Origin of the sequence: Arcobacter peruensis (genome assembly GCF_003711085.1) — a bacterium.
GTDB lineage: Bacteria > Campylobacterota > Campylobacteria > Campylobacterales > Arcobacteraceae > Poseidonibacter > Poseidonibacter parvus.
On sequence record NZ_CP032363.1, the window covers coordinates 2,388,243 to 2,407,197 of the forward strand.

Annotated in this window: 21 protein-coding genes; 15 read left to right on the top strand and 6 right to left on the bottom strand. The window is 27.0% G+C overall.

What is annotated here, in order from left to right; genetic code table 11:
* The first annotated feature begins 88 nt into the window (after positions 1 to 88).
* The 6 genes from D3Z07_RS11830 (at position 89) to D3Z07_RS11855 (ending at position 4,997) form a co-directional block, all read left to right on the top strand.
* Positions 89 to 1,066: a hypothetical protein gene (locus tag D3Z07_RS11830; RefSeq protein WP_076088461.1), complete on the top strand. Its 978-nt coding sequence runs from the start codon at positions 89 to 91 to the stop codon at positions 1,064 to 1,066.
* Positions 1,067 to 1,129: 63 nt separating this feature from the next.
* Entirely contained in the window at positions 1,130 to 1,993 is an 864-nt protein-coding gene (locus D3Z07_RS11835; protein ID WP_122893970.1) for a thymidylate synthase, read from the top strand.
* Positions 1,994 to 2,013: 20 nt separating this feature from the next.
* Positions 2,014 to 2,517 carry a dihydrofolate reductase gene (locus D3Z07_RS11840; RefSeq protein ID WP_076088456.1) on the top strand — a complete coding sequence of 168 codons (504 nt, stop codon included), beginning with the start codon at positions 2,014 to 2,016 and terminating at the stop codon, positions 2,515 to 2,517.
* A gap of 7 nt (positions 2,518 to 2,524) precedes the next feature.
* The gene (locus D3Z07_RS11845; RefSeq protein ID WP_076088454.1) at positions 2,525 to 3,094 is read left to right on the top strand and encodes a TetR/AcrR family transcriptional regulator; all 570 of its coding nucleotides are present in this window, start codon (positions 2,525 to 2,527) and stop codon (positions 3,092 to 3,094) included.
* A gap of 95 nt (positions 3,095 to 3,189) precedes the next feature.
* Entirely contained in the window at positions 3,190 to 4,068 is an 879-nt protein-coding gene (locus tag D3Z07_RS11850; protein WP_122893971.1) for a DMT family transporter, read from the top strand.
* A complete protein-coding gene (locus tag D3Z07_RS11855) occupies positions 4,065 to 4,997 on the top strand; it encodes a D-2-hydroxyacid dehydrogenase (RefSeq protein WP_122893972.1) in 933 nt (310 codons plus the stop codon). Before D3Z07_RS11850 ends, D3Z07_RS11855 begins: the two co-directional genes overlap by 4 nt.
* Before the next feature lie 109 nt (positions 4,998 to 5,106).
* On the opposite strand, the gene D3Z07_RS11860 is transcribed toward D3Z07_RS11855, so the two are convergent.
* A complete protein-coding gene (locus tag D3Z07_RS11860; RefSeq protein ID WP_076088448.1) occupies positions 5,107 to 6,342 on the bottom strand; it encodes an OmpA family protein in 1,236 nt (411 codons plus the stop codon).
* Between the two features lie 6 nt (positions 6,343 to 6,348).
* Positions 6,349 to 7,569, bottom strand: a complete 1,221-nt coding sequence (locus D3Z07_RS11865; protein WP_076088446.1) for a MotA/TolQ/ExbB proton channel family protein — start codon at positions 7,567 to 7,569, stop codon at positions 6,349 to 6,351.
* A gap of 91 nt (positions 7,570 to 7,660) precedes the next feature.
* Between D3Z07_RS11865 and recQ the strand changes: the two genes are divergently transcribed.
* The gene (gene recQ / locus D3Z07_RS11870) at positions 7,661 to 9,763 is read left to right on the top strand and encodes a DNA helicase RecQ (protein ID WP_122893973.1); all 2,103 of its coding nucleotides are present in this window, start codon (positions 7,661 to 7,663) and stop codon (positions 9,761 to 9,763) included.
* A gap of 21 nt (positions 9,764 to 9,784) precedes the next feature.
* Positions 9,785 to 10,576 carry a class I SAM-dependent methyltransferase gene (locus tag D3Z07_RS11875; RefSeq protein WP_076088442.1) on the top strand — a complete coding sequence of 264 codons (792 nt, stop codon included), beginning with the start codon at positions 9,785 to 9,787 and terminating at the stop codon, positions 10,574 to 10,576.
* Positions 10,577 to 10,616: 40 nt separating this feature from the next.
* Here D3Z07_RS11875 and D3Z07_RS11880 read toward each other — a convergent pair whose 3' ends face one another.
* From D3Z07_RS11880 to D3Z07_RS11895, 4 genes are all read right to left on the bottom strand, one after another.
* Complete coding sequence (locus D3Z07_RS11880; RefSeq protein ID WP_076088440.1) at positions 10,617 to 10,844, bottom strand: hypothetical protein; 228 nt, start codon at positions 10,842 to 10,844, stop codon at positions 10,617 to 10,619.
* Positions 10,845 to 10,992: 148 nt separating this feature from the next.
* Positions 10,993 to 11,556 (bottom strand): HPP family protein, encoded by a 564-nt coding sequence (locus D3Z07_RS11885; RefSeq protein WP_076088438.1) that lies wholly within the window; start codon positions 11,554 to 11,556, stop codon positions 10,993 to 10,995.
* A 95-nt stretch (positions 11,557 to 11,651) separates the two neighbouring features.
* Complete coding sequence (locus D3Z07_RS11890; RefSeq protein WP_076088436.1) at positions 11,652 to 12,764, bottom strand: glycosyltransferase; 1,113 nt, start codon at positions 12,762 to 12,764, stop codon at positions 11,652 to 11,654.
* A 72-nt stretch (positions 12,765 to 12,836) separates the two neighbouring features.
* Positions 12,837 to 13,721 carry a DMT family transporter gene (locus D3Z07_RS11895; protein WP_076088434.1) on the bottom strand — a complete coding sequence of 295 codons (885 nt, stop codon included), beginning with the start codon at positions 13,719 to 13,721 and terminating at the stop codon, positions 12,837 to 12,839.
* 152 nt (positions 13,722 to 13,873) lie between these two features.
* Between D3Z07_RS11895 and D3Z07_RS11900 the strand changes: the two genes are divergently transcribed.
* From D3Z07_RS11900 to D3Z07_RS11930, 7 genes are read left to right on the top strand one after another with little or no spacing between them, the layout of a single operon-like run.
* Positions 13,874 to 14,602, top strand: a complete 729-nt coding sequence (locus tag D3Z07_RS11900) for an amino acid ABC transporter ATP-binding protein (RefSeq protein ID WP_228144714.1) — start codon at positions 13,874 to 13,876, stop codon at positions 14,600 to 14,602.
* A 36-nt stretch (positions 14,603 to 14,638) separates the two neighbouring features.
* The gene (locus D3Z07_RS11905) at positions 14,639 to 15,475 is read left to right on the top strand and encodes a transporter substrate-binding domain-containing protein (RefSeq protein WP_076088430.1); all 837 of its coding nucleotides are present in this window, start codon (positions 14,639 to 14,641) and stop codon (positions 15,473 to 15,475) included.
* 3 nt (positions 15,476 to 15,478) lie between these two features.
* Positions 15,479 to 16,444, top strand: a complete 966-nt coding sequence (locus tag D3Z07_RS11910) for an amino acid ABC transporter permease (protein WP_076088428.1) — start codon at positions 15,479 to 15,481, stop codon at positions 16,442 to 16,444.
* The gene (locus D3Z07_RS11915; RefSeq protein WP_122893974.1) at positions 16,445 to 17,083 is read left to right on the top strand and encodes a MarC family protein; all 639 of its coding nucleotides are present in this window, start codon (positions 16,445 to 16,447) and stop codon (positions 17,081 to 17,083) included.
* Complete coding sequence (locus D3Z07_RS11920) at positions 17,083 to 17,700, top strand: LysE/ArgO family amino acid transporter (protein WP_076088426.1); 618 nt, start codon at positions 17,083 to 17,085, stop codon at positions 17,698 to 17,700. Before D3Z07_RS11915 ends, D3Z07_RS11920 begins: the two co-directional genes overlap by 1 nt.
* A gap of 28 nt (positions 17,701 to 17,728) precedes the next feature.
* On the top strand, positions 17,729 to 18,499 hold the full coding sequence (locus D3Z07_RS11925; RefSeq protein WP_076088423.1) for an NUDIX domain-containing protein: 771 nt from the start codon (positions 17,729 to 17,731) through the stop codon (positions 18,497 to 18,499).
* Between the two features lie 59 nt (positions 18,500 to 18,558).
* Positions 18,559 to 18,942 (top strand): RidA family protein, encoded by a 384-nt coding sequence (locus tag D3Z07_RS11930; protein WP_076088421.1) that lies wholly within the window; start codon positions 18,559 to 18,561, stop codon positions 18,940 to 18,942.
* The last annotated feature ends 13 nt before the right edge of the window (positions 18,943 to 18,955 follow it).

Sequence of the window (18,955 nt, forward strand, 5' to 3'; positions counted from 1 at the left end):
TTTTCATCAATTGTCTCATAATGTACAATATTTGTTTTTATGTTTTATAATGGTACAATTATTGTTAAAGATAATAAGAAGGTTAATGATGAATTATAAAAACTCTATTGATAAATTTATTGAAATATTTAAAAGGTCAAATCTTAGTATTTCAAAATTTGCATCACTTATAAATAAAGATAGAAGAACTGTTACATCGTGGATTGATAATGTTACTGATATTGAACCAAGTAATGAAATTAAAGATAAAATTTGTAATATATTTAGATATCCTGATTATATTTGGGAAGAGGGTTGTCATAGTGATGAGTTTTTAAAATCAATTACTCAAATACCTCAAAAAGAGGTGCGAATTATTGATGAAGACTATTATGGGCGTTTAAAATACATCATGGAACTAGAACAAAACAGAAGATTTGTTATTCAAGCACAGTTTCCTGGACCTATGTATAGAGATACTGCTGTACAAGAAGTGTACAGAACAAAATCTAGTAAAGACATAGAAGAGTTGAAACAAGGAAGAATTGATCAGATGCTAAGATATGATTATGATACAACAGAATGGTATTCTATTAAATCAGTATTATCTTTTTGTTTTGCAAGTATTGGAAATTTTTATTCAAGAGAAGAAAAGATTAAAATACTTGAACTTATATATGAATTATTCAATAATAATTATAATAAAAAACTTTTTTTATTTGATTCTTTTTCTAGAAAAATATATGGAATGGAAACAACATATATATCTATTAATGTAAAGCAAAAAATACTATTTTTTAAATCACCAATTGAGTCTGTATTTATTGAAATAAGAAATAAAAACTTAGTCGAAAGAATGCATAAGTATTACTCTTCACCAATAGAAGCCCCATCTCATGTGAATTTCTTGGAATCTGTTAAGATAATTAAGATATTACAAGATGCTATTAAATACAATAATACATTAGTTCAAGCTTATGAGATAATAAACAGAACTACAGATTACGGTGAGCTTTTTTATCATAATTTATCCCTTGATTTACAAAAAGAGGTATCGGCACCAAAGCCAGGTCAGCGAAGAAATTAATATAAAAATAGCATGTTTATTTTAAATTTGCTACAATTTCAAAGATAAAAGAATAGGTAGAAAATGAAACAATATTTAGATTTATTACAACATATATTAGACAAGGGTGTTTTTAAAGGTGATAGAACAGGTACAGGTACTACTTCTGTATTTGGATATCAAATGAGATTTGATTTAAATGAAGGTTTTCCATTAGTTACTACTAAAAAAACACATTTAAAGGCAATTATTTCAGAGCTTTTATGGTTTATTGAAGGAAGCACAGATGAAAGAAGACTTGCTGAAATAAATTTTGGAGATAAGGCAGAAAATTTAATTGGCAAAAAAACTGTATGGACTGCAAATGCAGATGCACAAGGTAAAGACTTAGGTTATACAAATACCGATACTATAAAAGAACTAGGACCTGTTTATGGAGCTCAATGGAGATCTTGGAAAGGTACTGATGGAAATAGTATTGATCAATTATCTGAATTAATCGAACAAATTAAAACTAATCCAAACTCTAGAAGATTAATTTTATCTGCTTGGAATGTAGGTGAGTTGGAGAAAATGGCACTTCCTCCATGTCATACTTTCTTTCAGTTTTATGTAGCAAATGGAAAACTTTCTTGTCAGTTATATCAAAGAAGTGCAGATGTGTTTTTAGGTGTTCCTTTTAATATTGCTTCTTATGCATTATTAACTATGATGATTGCTCAAGTTTGTGAGCTTGAAGTAGGAGATTTTGTTCACACTTTTGGTGATGCACATATTTATTCAAATCATATGGAACAAGTTAATTTACAGCTTTCTCGTACTCCATATAAAAAACCTAGTATGAAAATTAATCCTGATATAAAAGATATTAATGATTTTAAAATGAGTGATTTTGAACTTACTAATTATGAGTGTGATGAATCTATTAAAGCTGTAATGGCTGTATAGTAGAAACTTAAAGGAAAATTATGAAAATTTCAATGATAGTAGCTTACGGAAAGAACTGGGAAATTGGTTTAAACAATGAAATGTTATGGCATATAAGTGAAGATTTTAAAAATTTCAAAACTATAACTTCAGGGCATCATATTTTAATGGGAAGAAAAACTTTTGAAAGTATCGGAAAACCACTTCCAAATAGAACTTCACTTGTTTTATCAAATTCTGGCTTTGAACATGAGGGCGTACATACTTTTAATGATGTCCAAGAAGCTTTTAATTTTGCAAGAGCTAATGCTGAAGAAGAACTTTTTATAATTGGCGGTGCTAATATTTATGAAACACTTTTTCCTTATGTTGATAAAATGTATTTAAGTGAAGTTGATTTTGAAGGTGTTGCTGATGCATTTTTAAAGCCTATTGATTTCTCAACTTGGGATTTAGCGCAAGAAAAATCTTATGATGAAATACTTGAACATGGAAAGGTAAAGTCGCCTGCTTGGAAATTTAAAGTTTGGGTAAAAAAAGATTAGAATAAAAATGAATACAAAAAGTAAACTACTTCAAACAGCATTTAATGAGATATATGAAAATGGCTATAGTGCTACTTCAGTTGATAAAATCTTAAAAAAAGCCGCTATGAATAAAGGCTCGATGTATCATTTTTTTAAATCTAAAAAAGAGTTAACTCTTGGGGTTATTGAAGTTCATATAAACGATTATATTGAAAATAAATATGCAAGTTTACTAAAACTTGAAGAAAATATTATTGATGGTTTAATCAAACTAGTTTCAACAAGAGATAAATATAATTACACTTATGGTTGCAGGTTAAATAATCTTGTACAAGAACTTTCATCTAAAGATGAAGAGTTTAAAATAGCTTTAGAAAAAGTATATTTTCACTTTGAAGAGATTATTGAAACTGTTTTAATAAAGGCAGTAAAAAACAATGAAATCTCACATCCAAATATTAAAGATTTAGCTGTTTTTGTTGTAGCTTCTATTGAAGGATGCTTAGCAACAGCTAAAAAATCCAATTCTTCAGATATTTATATCTCTTGTATTTCACAGTTAGAATTTTATTTAAATTCTTTAAAAATCAAATAATAGTTTTATTTTAATAAATTTACTTGACATAAGTGATTAAGTTTTGCTATTCTTTTACTTGACTAATTGGTCAAGTAAATTAAAAAGGGTAAAAAATGTTAATCAAAAAATCAATTCTACCTTTTTTATTTATACTATTATATGGAAGTGGTTTTGTATTTACACAGTATGGTTTAGAAAATTCAAGTCCTATGGCATTTTTAGCAATTAGATTTATTATTGCATTTTGGATTTTACTAATACTTTCAGTAGTTTTAAAAGTTTCATGGCCAAAAAATATTAAAGAGTTTATACATATTGCAATTGCAGGAAGTCTAACTGTTGGAACATTTTCAATTGGTGTTTTTCTATCAATATCTTACGGAATTGATGCATCTTTAAGTGCTTTAGTAATTGCATTACAACCAATTCTTGTTGCAGTTCTTGCATGGAAGTTTTTAAACGAAGAAAGAAATACAAAAATTATATTTGGATTTTTATTAGGTTTTATTGGAGTATTTTTTGTAATTGCTCAAAAAATAGATAATATTGATTTATCTATTGGTATTTTATATTCTTTTTTAGCACTTTTAGGTCTTAGTATTGGAAATATATATCAAAAAAAACATTGTCTAAATATGAATCTTTTTTCAGGTGGAGCAATACAAACGCTAGCTTCAACAATACTTGTTCTTCCTTTTTTATATTATGAAGATATTAATATTGTTTGGAATAGTGATTTTATAATTGCTTTACTTTATATGAGTGTAGGTGTTAGTATTGGAGCTTTATCATTGTTGTATATTATGATAAAAAATGCAGATGTTTCAAAGGTTTCATCTATTTTTTATCTTGTACCTCTTAGTGCAGTTTTTATCTCGTATCTTTTATTTGATGCACAAATAGATTTAGTTACGATACTTGGAATAACAATAGTGCTATTTGCAATAGTTCTTATCAATAAAAAACCAAAAAATAAAAAAGGAAAATTATGAAAATAGTAATTTTAGATAGAGCAAGCTTAGGTTTTGATATGGATGTATCAGTTTTTGATACTTTAGGAGACGTTACTTCTTATGATTTAACAACTCCTAATCAAACAAAACAAAGAGTTAAAGATGCAGATATTGTTCTTACAAATAAAGTAGTACTTGGTAAAGATGAAATGAGTGACTCTACAATAAAATTTATCGCAATTACTGCAACAGGAATGAATAATGTAGATTTAGAATATGCAAAGAATAATAATATTGAAGTTAAAAATGTAGCTGGTTATTCTAACTCTTCTGTATCTCAAGTAGCTTTTTCTATGATATTTTATTTTGTTGGGAAACTAAACTATTACAAATCATACGTAGATAATGGTAAGTGGCAGAAATCACCACTATTTACTCATATTGATGAGCCATTTTTTGAACTTGATGGAAAAAGAGTAGGTGTTATTGGTCTTGGTGCAATTGGTTCATCTTTTGCTTCAAGAGCACAAGCTTTTGATTGTGAAGTTGTTTATTATTCAACTAGTGGAAAAAATTCAAGTAATGAGTTTAAAAGAGTTGAGTTAGATGAGTTACTAAAAACAAGTGATATTATTTCAATTCACTGTCCTTTAAATCCTCAAACGCAAAATTTACTTAATTATGAAAATATGAAAAATATCAAAGATAAAGCAATATTACTAAATCTTGGACGTGGTGGAATTATTAATGAAGAAGATTTATCTAAGATAATTGATGAAAAAGAGATTTACTGTGGAATTGATGTTGTAAATGTTGAGCCTATTGAAGAATCAAATCCTTTACTAAAAGTAAAAAACAAAGATAGATTACTTCTTACTCCACATATTGGTTGGGGAAGTGTTGAATCTCGTACTAAACTAATTGAGTTAGTTGCAAATAATGTAAGAAATTTTATTTCTTCAAAATAATATTTTTTAACTTTTGAAAAAAAGAAGTGTTTTTCTTTTTTTCAAGTTTTGTTTTAATTTCAAAAGATAAAAATTTCAATTTTTTAGGCTCATGTAAATAATCTTTCATTTATTTATCTTCTTTCTTTTCTTGTTTAGTATTTAAAAAGTTTTGAAGCTCTTTTATAGCACTTTCATTTTTAACTGTAAACTTAATTTCAATTCTTCTTGAATTATCTTTGTCTTCAATTCCATTTTTATAAACTAAGTTTGAAAAAGATCTTCCACTTGAATTTACATACTTACTAATTAAATCTTTATCAATAATATTTGATTGATATAAAAACTGCATTACTTCCAAGGCTCTTTTTTGTGAAAGTTGCAAGTTATCTAAATATGAACCATCGCTATTTGTATGACCTTCAATTGTAATACTTTGAATATATTGTTTGATATTATTATCTTCTAATAAAGCATCAAAGTATTTTTTTAATATCAGACTTAATTCTTGTTTTGAATCTTCTTTTAACTTATACTCACCTTGATCAAATAATATATTTGAAGAAAATTTAATAGCACCACTTTTTTCATCTATGTTTATAGACTTTCCAAGTTTTTCTCTTAAATTTGAAATTACATTTAATTTAATACCTGTAAGGTGTTTAATTTTAATTTTTGTTATATCAAACTCTTCTACTAGTTTTTGATGTTTATTACTTTGAAGTAGTAGTTTTTTTTGAAGCATTACTAACTCATCATCTTTTAGTTTGATAATATTTTCATTATCACTTAATTTACTTGATAAGGTTGTATTTTCTTTTTCAAAATCTTTAGTTTTAACTTCATAAGCTAATAATAAAGCTTTTAATTTTTCTATTTCTTCTTGATTTAAACTAAGCTGTTTTGTTTTTTCTTTTATACTGTTTTCTTTGCCTTCTAAAATTGCAGTTATCTCTTCAATTTGCTCTAGTGATAGTTGTAAATCTTTATTTTTATTATCAAGTATTTTTGATAATTCTTCAGATTGTTTTTTTTGTTCTTCTAATTCTTTTTTTGTTTTATCAAACATATTTTGTGATTTTGCTAGTTCAAAAGATAAATGAACTTTCTCGTCTTGTAAAAGTTTAAACTTTTCATTTACTTCTTCAAGCTTTTTCTTTTTTGAAGATAATTCTTCTTCACTCATATTTAAAGCTTGTTTTTCTTTTTCTAAATCAGTTTTAATTACTTGTAAATCGTTTTGTGTATATAGATACTTTACAATAATAGCACCAATTACAAGTATAAATACAAAAAGTAAACCTGCCATTAAATCTGCATAAGATATCCAAAAGTTTTCATCATTTTTTTGTTCATTATTATACATATCTTACTACTTTGAGAGTTCTTTAAACTCTTGTAAATCTTCGACTATCTTTACCGTTTGCTCATCAATTGATTCTAAAGAATTTTTTAGTTTTTCTGAGAATTTAGAATCATATTCATCTAACTCTTTGTGAAATCTCCAGCCAATTTTATCTGTTTCATTTTTCATAGTTTCAATACTTTTTATAATATTTACGTAAATCTCTTCTAAGTTCTTTGCACTTAAGTTTGCAAGTGTTTGATTTAAATTATTAACATTTTTATTTAAATTTTCTGTGCTTGTTTGATGTAGTTGCTTTTGTGCTTCTAAGTTTTGAATACTTAAACTTATATTTGATGTCATTGAAGTAATAACATTTGATAAGTCTTCATTGTTTTTTATATTATTTGAAACTTGCGAAGATAGAAGAGTCTCTTTTTGTATAATATCTTCAAGTAAAGTAACTCTTTTCTCAATGGATTCATTGATATTATCAAGTATATTTTTAGAAGTAATTTGCTCAAATACATCAGACATTCTTTGAAAATTTTCAAGATTACTTTTTATATTAATTGATTCAATATCAATTTTTGTCCAGAAAAATGTTTTTGTATTTTCTTTTATGATAAAGGTATCATGCTCAAACCTACTCATTCCAATTTTCTCAAAAAAAGTCCACCATAGTGATAAGAATATTCCATAAATTGAAACATAAAAAGCAGTTCCTACACCACCAAGTAAAAGTGAAATTTCTTTCTCCAATGCACTTGAAGTTCCAGATGAGAAATCAGGCATACTATATGCAATTGAGATAAAAGTACCTAAAATTCCTAGTGTTGGAAAAACACCTGAAGCAATTGAGGAAAAGTTTGTATTTCTAATATTACTAGTGTAATCTTTTAGAAAATCATCGGCACTACCATTTGCTTTTGTAGTATCTCCAATAGTTAAAGTATTCGCATTGATGTAGTTTTTTAAATTAAAAACTAAATCTTGATAATTTGTTTTAAATTTACAAGATACATAATACGCATTGTGTTTTATAAAAAACAGATAAATAATATAAATAAATCCAATTAATATAACACTATGAATTTCTACTTTTAAGGGAAAAAGGTCTAAGTATCCTAAAATAATTAAAGCAAATATAAATGTAGGAATTGTAAGTAGGTTAAATATTCTAGCTGTTGGTCTGCATGAGGTATAAAATTTTGAGTTTAAATCTATAAAGTCTTCGTTTGTTAACATTAGTTTATCCTTGAAGAGAAATCAATTTGTGAAAATCAATATTATCATAATTTTTTTAAATATAAAATCATTAATATGCTAAAATTCATTCATGAATAAAAAACAACAAATATTAAAAGATATATTTGGACATGATAACTTTAGAAGCTTTCAAGAAGAAGTAGTTGATAGTATATTAAATAAGCAAGATGTACTAACAATACTTCCAACTGGTGGTGGAAAATCACTTTGTTATCAACTTCCTACATTACTTATGGATGGTGTTACAGTTGTAATCTCTCCTTTAATTGCTCTTATGCAAGACCAAGTAAAAGCTCTTAATGACCTTGATATTAAAGCTCAAATGATATCTTCATCTCAAAGTAATGATGAAAACTCTTTTACTATGCAAAAACTATTAGCAAATGAATTAAAGTTTGTATATGTTGCACCTGAGAGATTTACATCAAATGAGTTTGTAGCAGTATTACAAAGAATAGATATAAACTACTTTGTAATAGATGAAGCTCACTGTGTATCTGGTTGGGGACATGAGTTCAGAGCTGAGTATAGAAATCTTAATAGACTTAAGCAGTTTTTCCCTGATACTAATATTGCAGCTTTTACAGCAACTGCTACAAAAAGAGTTGAGGCTGATATTGCTTCTTCATTAAATTTAGTTAATGCAAAACACTTTAGAGCAAAAACACAAAGAGATAATTTAGAAATAAAAGTTGAACCTCGAATTGCTAATGGTAAAAATCAAATACTAAACTTTTTAAAATCTCATAAGGGTTTGTGTGGAATTATCTATACCTTTACACGAAAAGAAGCAGAATCAACAGCACAGTTTCTAGTTAGTAATGGATATAAATCAAAAGCTTATCATGCAGGATTAAGTGCGCAGGTTAAAGATGAAGTCTTTAATGATTTTGTATATGAAAATGTAGATATCGTAGTTGCAACAATTGCTTTTGGTATGGGTATTGATAAATCAAATATTAGATTTGTAATACATACAAGCTTGCCAAAAACTTTAGAAAACTATTATCAAGAAATAGGTCGTGCAGGACGTGATGGAGCTATGTCTTATGTATATTTACTTTATTCAAAAGGTGATGAGGTAAAAAGAAAACTTCAAATAGAAGATGCAATTGATGATTCATATAAACAAACAGGACTTGATAAACTTGAAGCCATGTATAGATATTGTGTGTCAAATAATTGTAGGCATAAAATAATTGCTTCTTATTTTGAAGATGAAATTGATGAGTGTAAAATCTTATGTGATAATTGTACCAAAGGTGAGATTGAACAAGTTGATGTAAGTGTAGATGCACAAAAGTTTTTATCTGCTGTTTATAGAAGTGAGCAAAGATTTGGTACTAATCATATTATAGACATACTAAGAGGTTCAAAAAATCAAAAACTTTTAGAATTTGGGCATGATAAACTAAAAGTGTATGGATTAGGTGCTAATAAGAGTAAAAATGAATGGGTAGCAATTGCTGATAAATTAATTGATATTCAAGCTATTAATTTAGGTGAGTTTAGAGTACTTAAAATAAATGCACTTGGAATGGGAATTTTAAAAGGAAATGAAAAACTTTTAATAGATGAAGATAAACTAGGAATTGCAATAAAACAAGAGCAATCGCAAGAAGTATTATCTTTTGATGAAGAATTATATGAAAAGTTTAGAAGTTTACGAAGACAAATGGCACAAGAGCATGAAGTACCTGCTTATGTAATTTTTGGAGATAAAAGTTTAAAAGAGTTTAGCTCAAAACTTCCAACTACAAAAGAGCAGATGTTAGAAGTAAATGGAGTAGGGCTTGTAAAGTTTGAAAAGTACGGACAAGAGTTTTTAAATCTTTGTCTTGAAATAAAAGAAGAGTTTAAAGATAAAATTGAAACTAGAGCACCTTTGAAGAAATTAACAAAAACATATTTAGATACATATGAGTTATTACAAGAAGGTTTTGGATTAGAAGATATTGCTATGAAAAGAGACTTAGGACTTACAAGTATACTTTCTCATGTAAATGTATTAAATGAACATGAAAAAATATCAAATGAAAAAAAAGAAGAGTTATTAAAGCCTTTAGAAGTTCCCCAAAAAATAAAGCAATGGATTGAAAAAGGTTTAGAGTATGGAAGTATACAAGAGTTAAGACAGCATTTGTATTTATATGATTATTTAAAAAAGATGTAAAGAAAAGTAAAGGAATAAAAAATGAATTTTGAAGATATAGATTTTAATGAGTTATACGTAAAGCAAAAACAGCTTACTTCTTTTAAAGCAAAAGGCAAAGATGCATGGGATGAAAAAGCACCTTCTATGAATAAAAAAGTTCATAAATCAATCTATAATGAACAGTTTTTAAATTTAATTGATTTAAAAGATATACATAGTGTTTTAGATGTAGGTTGTGGTGTTGGAAACTTATCATTGATACTAGCAAAGAAAATACAAAAAGTTTATAGTTTAGATTATTCACCTAAAATGCTTGAAATATTACAAGAAAATGCGAAAGAACAAGATATAAAAAATATAAATATTATAAACAAATCTTGGTATGACTCTTGGGATGAACTACAAAGTGCTGATTTAGTAATAGCATCTCGTTCTATGGAAGTTAAAGATATGAAAAAAGCTTTGGAAAAGTTAAATGAAAAGGCTAATAAAAAAGTTGTAATTACCTATAAAAAGGGTGGCTCTTTTGTAAGTGATGAAATTTTAGAAATACTTCAAAGAGATATTATAAAAAAGCCTGATTATATTTATGTTTTAAATATTTTATATTCTATGGGAATAAATGCTAGTGTTAATTTTATTCAAAGTGAAGGAAGAAGTACAATTTATACTTCAAAAGAAAAGTTTATTCAAAGTGTTTCTTGGAGTATTGATGGTTTAAGCTCTGATGAGGTAAAACGATTAGAAAATTACTATGATAATTTAGATTTTGAGAAAAAACAAGAAAAAGATTATGCTTATTGGGCTGTAATATCTTGGGATAAAAAGTGATATAGTAGAAAAGGGAGATAATCTACTATATCATTATAAATTATTTTAAGTTAGTTTTTGCGTGTTCTCTTACTTCTTTATTACTGTCGTGTGTTAATAATTGTAGTGTTTTATGAGATGTCTTTGGATCTTTTGCAATAACTAATCTTACATTTAATGAGGCATTATCACTAAGGTAACTCTCATCTAAATTGCCAAATTTGTCTCCAGCGTATGCTGTACTAAATACTAATAACGAAAACAAAAGAGATTTGAAAGATCTTTTCATTTTTTATCCTTTAATTAAATTTGTAAGTGAAGTATAATTAAATAGGACAAAAATTGTCTTGATTTAAATCAATAAATAGGACAATTTATATCCTATTTATAAAATTTCAACATAAAGTACTAAAACAAAGCACTTTTACTAATGAAAACTAATCATCACTAAACCATTTTTTATTATAATCTTTTAATGATTCAGGATAATATCTATGTTTTGGTATGTTATTTATAATTACAGCAATACTTAATAATATAAAAGCACCTGATGTTACAGGAATTAATACATATAAGAAACCTAATTCATGAACTTGTGGACTTCCAATTACTGCAATTAATGCTGTAGCTCCTCCTGGAGGATGAAGAGTTAAAGTTAATTGCATTACAAAAATTGAAGTAGATACTGCAAAAGCGGAAGCTAATAAAATATTTTGAGAAAAGAGTTTAAAAGAAATCACACCAATTATTGCAGATAAAATATGCCCACCAATTAAGTTTCTAGGTTGTGCAAGAGGTGAGTTTACTGCTCCATAAACTAAAACAGCACTTGCTCCAAAAGAACCAATTACTAAAGTTAAATCTTTATCATTTAATATGTCATTATGAAAATATGATATTGCAAGTATTCCTAAAAAAGAACCAATCCATGACCAAAGAATATTGGATTTTTCTAAAGGTTCGGAGTTTACTTTTTTAAATTGCTTTAAAAATGTTTTCAAAAGATATCCTTTAATAAATAAAAAATATCTTAGCACAAGATAAAAAGCTATTTCATGATTTTGGTCAAAAAACTATAAAAAGAAAAAAGTTCTTTTTATAGTATATTTAATTGGTGTGCTAAATCTGCAGCAATTCGCTCGTAGTTTCTAACGTCTAACAATCTTTTTTGACCATTTTCACCAACAAGAGTGATTTCATCTTTTGAAAGATTTATAATGTATTCTAGTTTTTCTTTTATTGCATCTTCTGTAAAGTCTGTCATCCATGCACTTGTATTATCTGTAAATATTGAACGGTTGTTTTCATTATCAGTCATAACACAAGGAATTGCACTTGAGTAATAATCTAAGATTTTCATTGGTGTTGAACTATTGAATAATTCAATACTAGGTAAAGCTGCAAGACCAATATCTGCTTTTGCAATTACTTCTAAAAGTTCTTTTTTTGTTTTAGCATCATAAATTTCAATAGAATCATCGAGATTTGGATATTTTGCAAATAACTCTTTTGCATAAACTGGATCTTTTGTAGAAACCATTAGTTTAAAGTTACTAGTATCAATTTGGCTAAAAGCTTTTAATACTGTTTCAAACTCTCTTAATTTGTCTAAAGTTCCTGCATAAAAAAATCTTTTTTCAGCACCTTCATGGTGAACATTTTGTTGCATCATATCAGGGTCAATTGCAGAAGGAATTACGAATGATCTAGTTTTAACAGATTTTAGGTAATCATCTCTCATTTGTCTTGAAGTTGGAAGAAAGATATCACAGTCATTAATTAGTGAAGATTCTTTGTAAGTTTGTATTTTGTTATTGATAATATCAAAATAGTTCTTTTTGTTATTTGCTTCATCAATTTGTATTTTTGCCATTCTTTTAGGAAAAGATAATCTAAATCCAACTTTATAGTTGTATTTTAGCTTATCATTTAAAATTGATTTTAAAATAGAAATATCATTTCTTATTGTAATGTAAGAGTATTCTTCTATATTTATTCCATTTGATTCTAACTCTTTTAATACATTATCTTTGTATCTATATGGAATTATAAATTTAGTATCATCTTTTTTTTCAAAATCATCTTTTGCTTTTGAAAAATAAATCACATTAATATCGAAGTGTTTATTTAAGTATTTCTCGAATAAAGGGCCAATAAAACTATGTTCAGTGTATTCATCTTGATCTGTAATATATAAAAACTTTTGCATCTAGTAAGTCTCCTTTAATTTAATCTTAAATCTTAGCACTTAATAGTAGCAGGAATAAAGCATAATAATATTTTAAGTTTTTAATCCTTTTTTAGAGAATTTTAATTCAGCTACTAATGTTGCACAAATTATTAAAATAGCTCCAAGAATTTGGATACTTGTAAGAATCTCGCCACCTGCGAAATATCCATAAATAGAAGCACTAACAGGCTCCATTGTAAATATTACAGCTGTTTTTGTGGCAGTTGTAAATTGTTGCATATATGTTTGAATTAAAAATGCATAAACTGTTGCAAATACTGCTGTTACAATTACTGCTTTAAAAAATGTATAATCATAATTAAGATTAAAAGTAGTGTCATCTAAAACTAACGAAAAAGCTAAAGATAAAATTGATACAGTAATAAGTTGGAATAAAACTAATAGGTAAACATTAACTTCTTTTGAAAACTTTCCAGTAAAAATAATATGTAAAGCAAAAAGAAAAGCACAAATTAGTGTTAAAAACTCTCCATATCCTAAAGTTAATTCTCCTGACATTGTTAGTAAGTATAGACCAACAACAGCAATAATACTTGCTATTAATACATTTCTTCTAACATGGTCTTTGAATATAAAATAAGCTAAAAAAGGCACACAAATTACATTAAGACCTGTAATAAATGCAACAATTGAGCTTTTTGTATAAGCTAGCCCAAAAGTTTGTGTAGCAAATGCTGAAAAAAGAATTGAACCTAGAAGTATTCCAAATAATATTGTTTGTTTATTGATTTCTTTGAAATATTTATATGCAATAAAAAACATTAAAATTGAAGCTAAGCCAAATCTAAAAAATAAAAATGAATAAACAGGAGTTGAATCAATAGCTTCTTGTACCATTAAAAATGTAACACCCCATGCAATTGCAACACTTAATAGCAATAAATCTGCTCTTAATTCATATAGTTTTGATTTCACTTTTCACTTCTCCAAGATAATTTGCGGGATTATATCATATAAATTATAGATAAATTGTATATAAAATACTCTTTAGTTATATTATAAATTAAACAATTGTTTAGTATCATTGAAGTTATGCAAAATAAAAAAGAGTTTTAATGAACGAAAATATAATTTCTATGACAAAAATTGATAAATACTATGATGACTTTCATGTATTAAAAAATATTGATTTTTCTGTAAAAAAAGGTGAGATTGTTGTTGTATGTGGACCATCAGGTTCTGGAAAATCTACATTAATAAGATGTATAAATGGACTTGAAGAAATTGATGATGGAACTATCTTAGTTGATAATATTGATATTCATGCAAGTAAAAAGAATTTAAAAGAGATTAGAAGTGAAGTTGGAATGGTATTTCAACATTTTAATCTTTTCCCTCACTTAACAATTTTAGAAAATATCACACTTGCTCAAAATTTGGTTAAAAAAAGATCAAATGATGAAGCAATAAAAATTGCAAAAGAGTTACTTGAAAAAGTAAAACTTTCAGATAAAGCTGATTCTTATCCAGGAGATTTATCTGGTGGACAAAAACAAAGAGTTGCAATTGCAAGGTCTTTAGCAATGAAGCCAAAAGTTATTCTTTTTGATGAGCCAACATCAGCACTGGATCCTGAAACTATTGGTGATGTTTTATCAGTTATGAAAGATTTAGCAGAAGAAAACTTTACAATTGTTTGTGTTACTCATGAAATGGGTTTTGCAAAAGAAGTTGGTGACCGAATTGTATTTATGGATGCAGGTGTTATTGTTGAAGAAAATTCTCCTGAAGAGTTTTTTAATAATCCAAAAAGTGAACGTGCACAAAAGTTTCTAAAAGAAATTTTAACACACTAAGTAGTTAATAAACCCAATCTAAAAAAAAGGAAAAACATGAGAAATTTAGTTAAAAAGTTTTTAGTAGCAGTTTTTGCTATTAGTACATTGTTTGTTGCAAATTCATCTGCAGATGATATTAATTTGTGGAAAAATTCTACATTAAATAAAATCTTACAAAGAGGTGAGTTAAGAGTTGGTATGGAGCCTGGATATATGCCTTTTGAAATGAAAGACAAAAAAGGTCGAATTATAGGTTATGATGTTGATATGGCTAAGAAAATGGCAAAAGAAATGGGTGTTAAATTAAAACTTGTTCCTACTGCTTGGGATGGTATTATTGCTGGTTTATTAACAAATAAATATGACATTATTATGTCGGGTATGACTATTACTCAACAAAGAAACTTAAAAATTAACTTTGCAGATCCATATGTAGTTGTTGGTCAAACAATTATGATTAGAAAAGAGTTAGCAGGAAAAATTAAATCTGCTGCTGATTTAGATAAACCTGAATATACTGTTGTATCAAAACTTGGGGTTACAGGTGAAATTGCAACAAGAAAATTCTTCAAAAATGCAAAAATCATTACTTTTGAAACAGAATCAGATGCAGTATCTGAAGTATTAAATGGTAAAGCTGATGGAGTAGTATATGATCAACCTTACAACATTGTATTTATGTCTGATAAAGGTAAAGATAAATTAGTACATTTAGATACTCCTTTAACTTACGAACCTCTTGGTTGGGCTATTAGAAAAGGTGATCCTGATTTTCTTAACTGGTTAAATAACTTCTTAAGACAAATGAAGGGTGATAAAGTTGTTGACTTCCATGGAAAATTAAATGAGAAATGGTTAAGAGATACAAAATGGTTAAAAAGAGTTCAGTAATAAATGGCTAAAAGAATACCATTAGGACAAAATAAAACAGTAGGGCACTTTGTTGCCTTATTGTTCTTTGTTGCCGTAGGATACTTTTTCTATGCAGCAGCAGCAAACATGAACTATGTTTGGAAGTGGAATAGTGTTCCAAAATATTTTGCATATGACGAAACAATTTCAATTGAAGCTCCAATAGATGGAAAACTAGTATTAGAATCAAATAAATACTTTATTCAAGGTGATGAAAAAGTAGAAGTAACTAATTTAGATAGTAGTTTTTCATTTGATTATGAAGTAGGCGAAGATGTATATGAAGGTGATTATATCGCTTCAAAAGAAGAACTTCATGCAGGACCTATTTTATCTGGTCTTTGGGTTACACTTAAAATATCATTTTTTGCAATGTTATTAACTTTAGTAATTGGTATTATAGTTGCACTTATGAAGTTATCTTCAATGATATTCTTACAAGATATTGCAACTGTATATATTACTATTATTAGAGGTACTCCTTTACTTGTACAAATATTCTTATTTTACTTTATAGTTGCAAATATTTTTGAACTAGAGCGAATGGTTGCAGGTATTTTATCTCTTGGTATTTTCTTTGGTGCTTATATGGCTGAGATTTTAAGAGGTGCTATACAATCTATTGATAAAGGTCAGCTTGAAGCTGCAAAATCATTAGGTATTTCAAACTTTCAAGCTATGAGACATATTATTTTACCACAAGCATTTAAAAGAGCTTTACCAACACTTGTAGGTGAGACTATTGCCCTTGTAAAAGATTCATCTTTAGTATCTGTTATTTCGATTACAGATTTAACGAAAGTTGGAAAAGAAATTGTTGCAAATACATTCTCTCCATTTGAAACATGGATTGTAATTGCACTTTTATATTTATCTATTACTTCTATACTAAGTCTTATTGGGCATAGGTTAGAAAAAAGAATGGCAGCAAAAGGCGGAATGTCTTAGGTGGAATCTTTTTTCTCTACCTTTTTGCAGCAGGGTATTACTTTTTTTGCAATTATGGATCCAATAGGAATTAGTGCAATTGCACTATCATTGCTTAATAACAATATTACTAAAGATCAAATAAATAAAGTTGCCAAAAAATCTACAATAACTGTAATAATAGCATTTTTTGTAGTTTTAATTACAGGTGATTTTATTTTAAAACTATTTGGTATTGGTGAACATTCACTAAAAGTTATGGGTGGAATAATCTTACTTCTAATGGCTATAGGTATGGTAAATGGAAGTGCTACAGATAAAAAACCTACAAAAGAAGAAGGCAAAGATTTAGAAAATCATGACGATTTATCTGTTATTCCAATAGGAATTCCAATTGCATTTGGTACAGGTATTTTTACTACTATTATTATTTTTAAGCATCAAGCTGAAGTTTATACAGATTTGATATCAATTACTTTAGCTTTCTTAGTTAATGCAGCACTTTTTTATATAGTATTAAAAAATTCAATATATATTAAAAAATATTTAGGACTAACTGGACAAAATATTATTACCAAACTTATGGGATTAATTGTTGGAGCTATATCAATACAATTTATAGTTTCAGGTATTATAAATTTAGCAAAGATGTATATATAATGATTATTGAAATATTTTTAAAAGGGTTTATTGTAACTTTTTCTCTTATTGTTGCAATAGGTGCGCAAAATGCATATATTTTAAAACTTGGTCTTTTAAAGCAATATATTGGCATTGCAGTTTCTTTATGTATATTATTTGATACTTTATTAATTTCTGCAGGAGTTTTTGGTCTTGGATTTTTTATTCAAGGAAATCAGCTTCTAATTAATGGTATTGCTATAATTGGAATTTTATTTTTATGTTTTTATTCATTTATGTCTTTTAGATCTGCTTTTAAAAATGAGAGTTTAGAAATAGATGGTAAAAACAAAACAAATCCTTTAAAACAAGTAATTACAATGCTTTTGGTTTTTACTTTTTTAAATCCTCATACTTATTTAGATACAGTTTTATTAATTGGTGGAATTGGTGCAAATATTCAAAGTGATTTAAAAATATACTTTTTACTTGGTGCAGTTACTGCTTCTTCTACATGGTTTATGCTTTTAGGTTTTGGAGCAAGACTTTTAATACCATTATTTAAAAAACCAATAACTTGGAAAATACTTGATACCTCAATAGGTATTATTATGCTTATAATTGCTTATAATTTAATAGGTTTAATTAAATATTAGCTAGTATAATCATTCAAAGGTTGAATTTATGAATAATACAAGTATAGAACAAATAGGGTGTTTTAAAACAATTTTAGACCCTTATAATGGAATTACCATAGAGCAAACATCTTTACCAAGTACTAAAGATGAGTTTGAAATAAATCTCGATTATTTAATTGAAGAAACAAAAGAAAAAAGGAATCTAGTTTGGATTTATATAGGAATAAATCATTCTGATTTTATTCCCTTAGCTACTAAAAAAGGTTTTAATTTTCATTCTTGTGAAGAAAAATATGTCTTATTAGTAAAAAGATTAATCAATAACGCGATTATTCCAACTGCCGCTAACCACACTTTAGGTGTTGGTGTAGTTGTAATTCATGAGAATAAACTTTTAGTTATCAAAGAGCGAATCTCAAATGTAGGGTTTAAACTTCCTGGTGGACATATTGATAATAGTGAAATGATATCAACAGCGGTTGCACGAGAAGTTAAAGAAGAAACAGGAATAGATGTAGAGTTTGAATCTATTGTTTCTTTAGGTCATTTTTATCCACATCAATTTCATAAATCTAATATGTATATTCTTTGTACTGCAAAAGCAAAATCTTTTGAAATAAATATTGAAGATACTGAAGAAATAATTGATGCTAAATGGGTTAGTGTTGATGATTATCTAAGTGATGAGAGTGTCTTAGATTATTCAAAAGCAATAGTAGAAACAGCAATAAACCAAAAAGGTTTTAAATGTGCTAATCATCAAACACTAACCCATATAAATAAAGATTTTGAGCTATTTTTTCCTATAGAAAATTAATAGTTTAATTTACTAAAATTTAATATAATACATTTTAAAAAAATAAAGGAATAATATAAATGAAAGAAATAATATCAACATCAAAAGCTCCAGGAGCAATTGGACCATATAATCAAGCAACAGCATTAGCTAACTTAGTTTTTACATCAGGGCAAATCCCTTTAATACCTGAAACAATGGAATTAGTTGAAGGTGGAATAAAAGAGCAATCAAAAGTTGTAATGGATAATTTAAAAGCAGTTTTAGAAGAAGCAGGGTCTTCTTATGAGAATGTATTAAAAACTACTTGTTATTTATCTGATATGGATAACTTCGCAAGCTTTAATGAGGTATATGCAGAATATTTTAAAGCTGAAACTGCACCAGCACGTGCAACAGTAGCAGTGAAAACTTTACCTAAAAATGTTTTAGTTGAAGTTGATGCAATTGCTTTTAAAAACTAGAGAATTTTCTCTA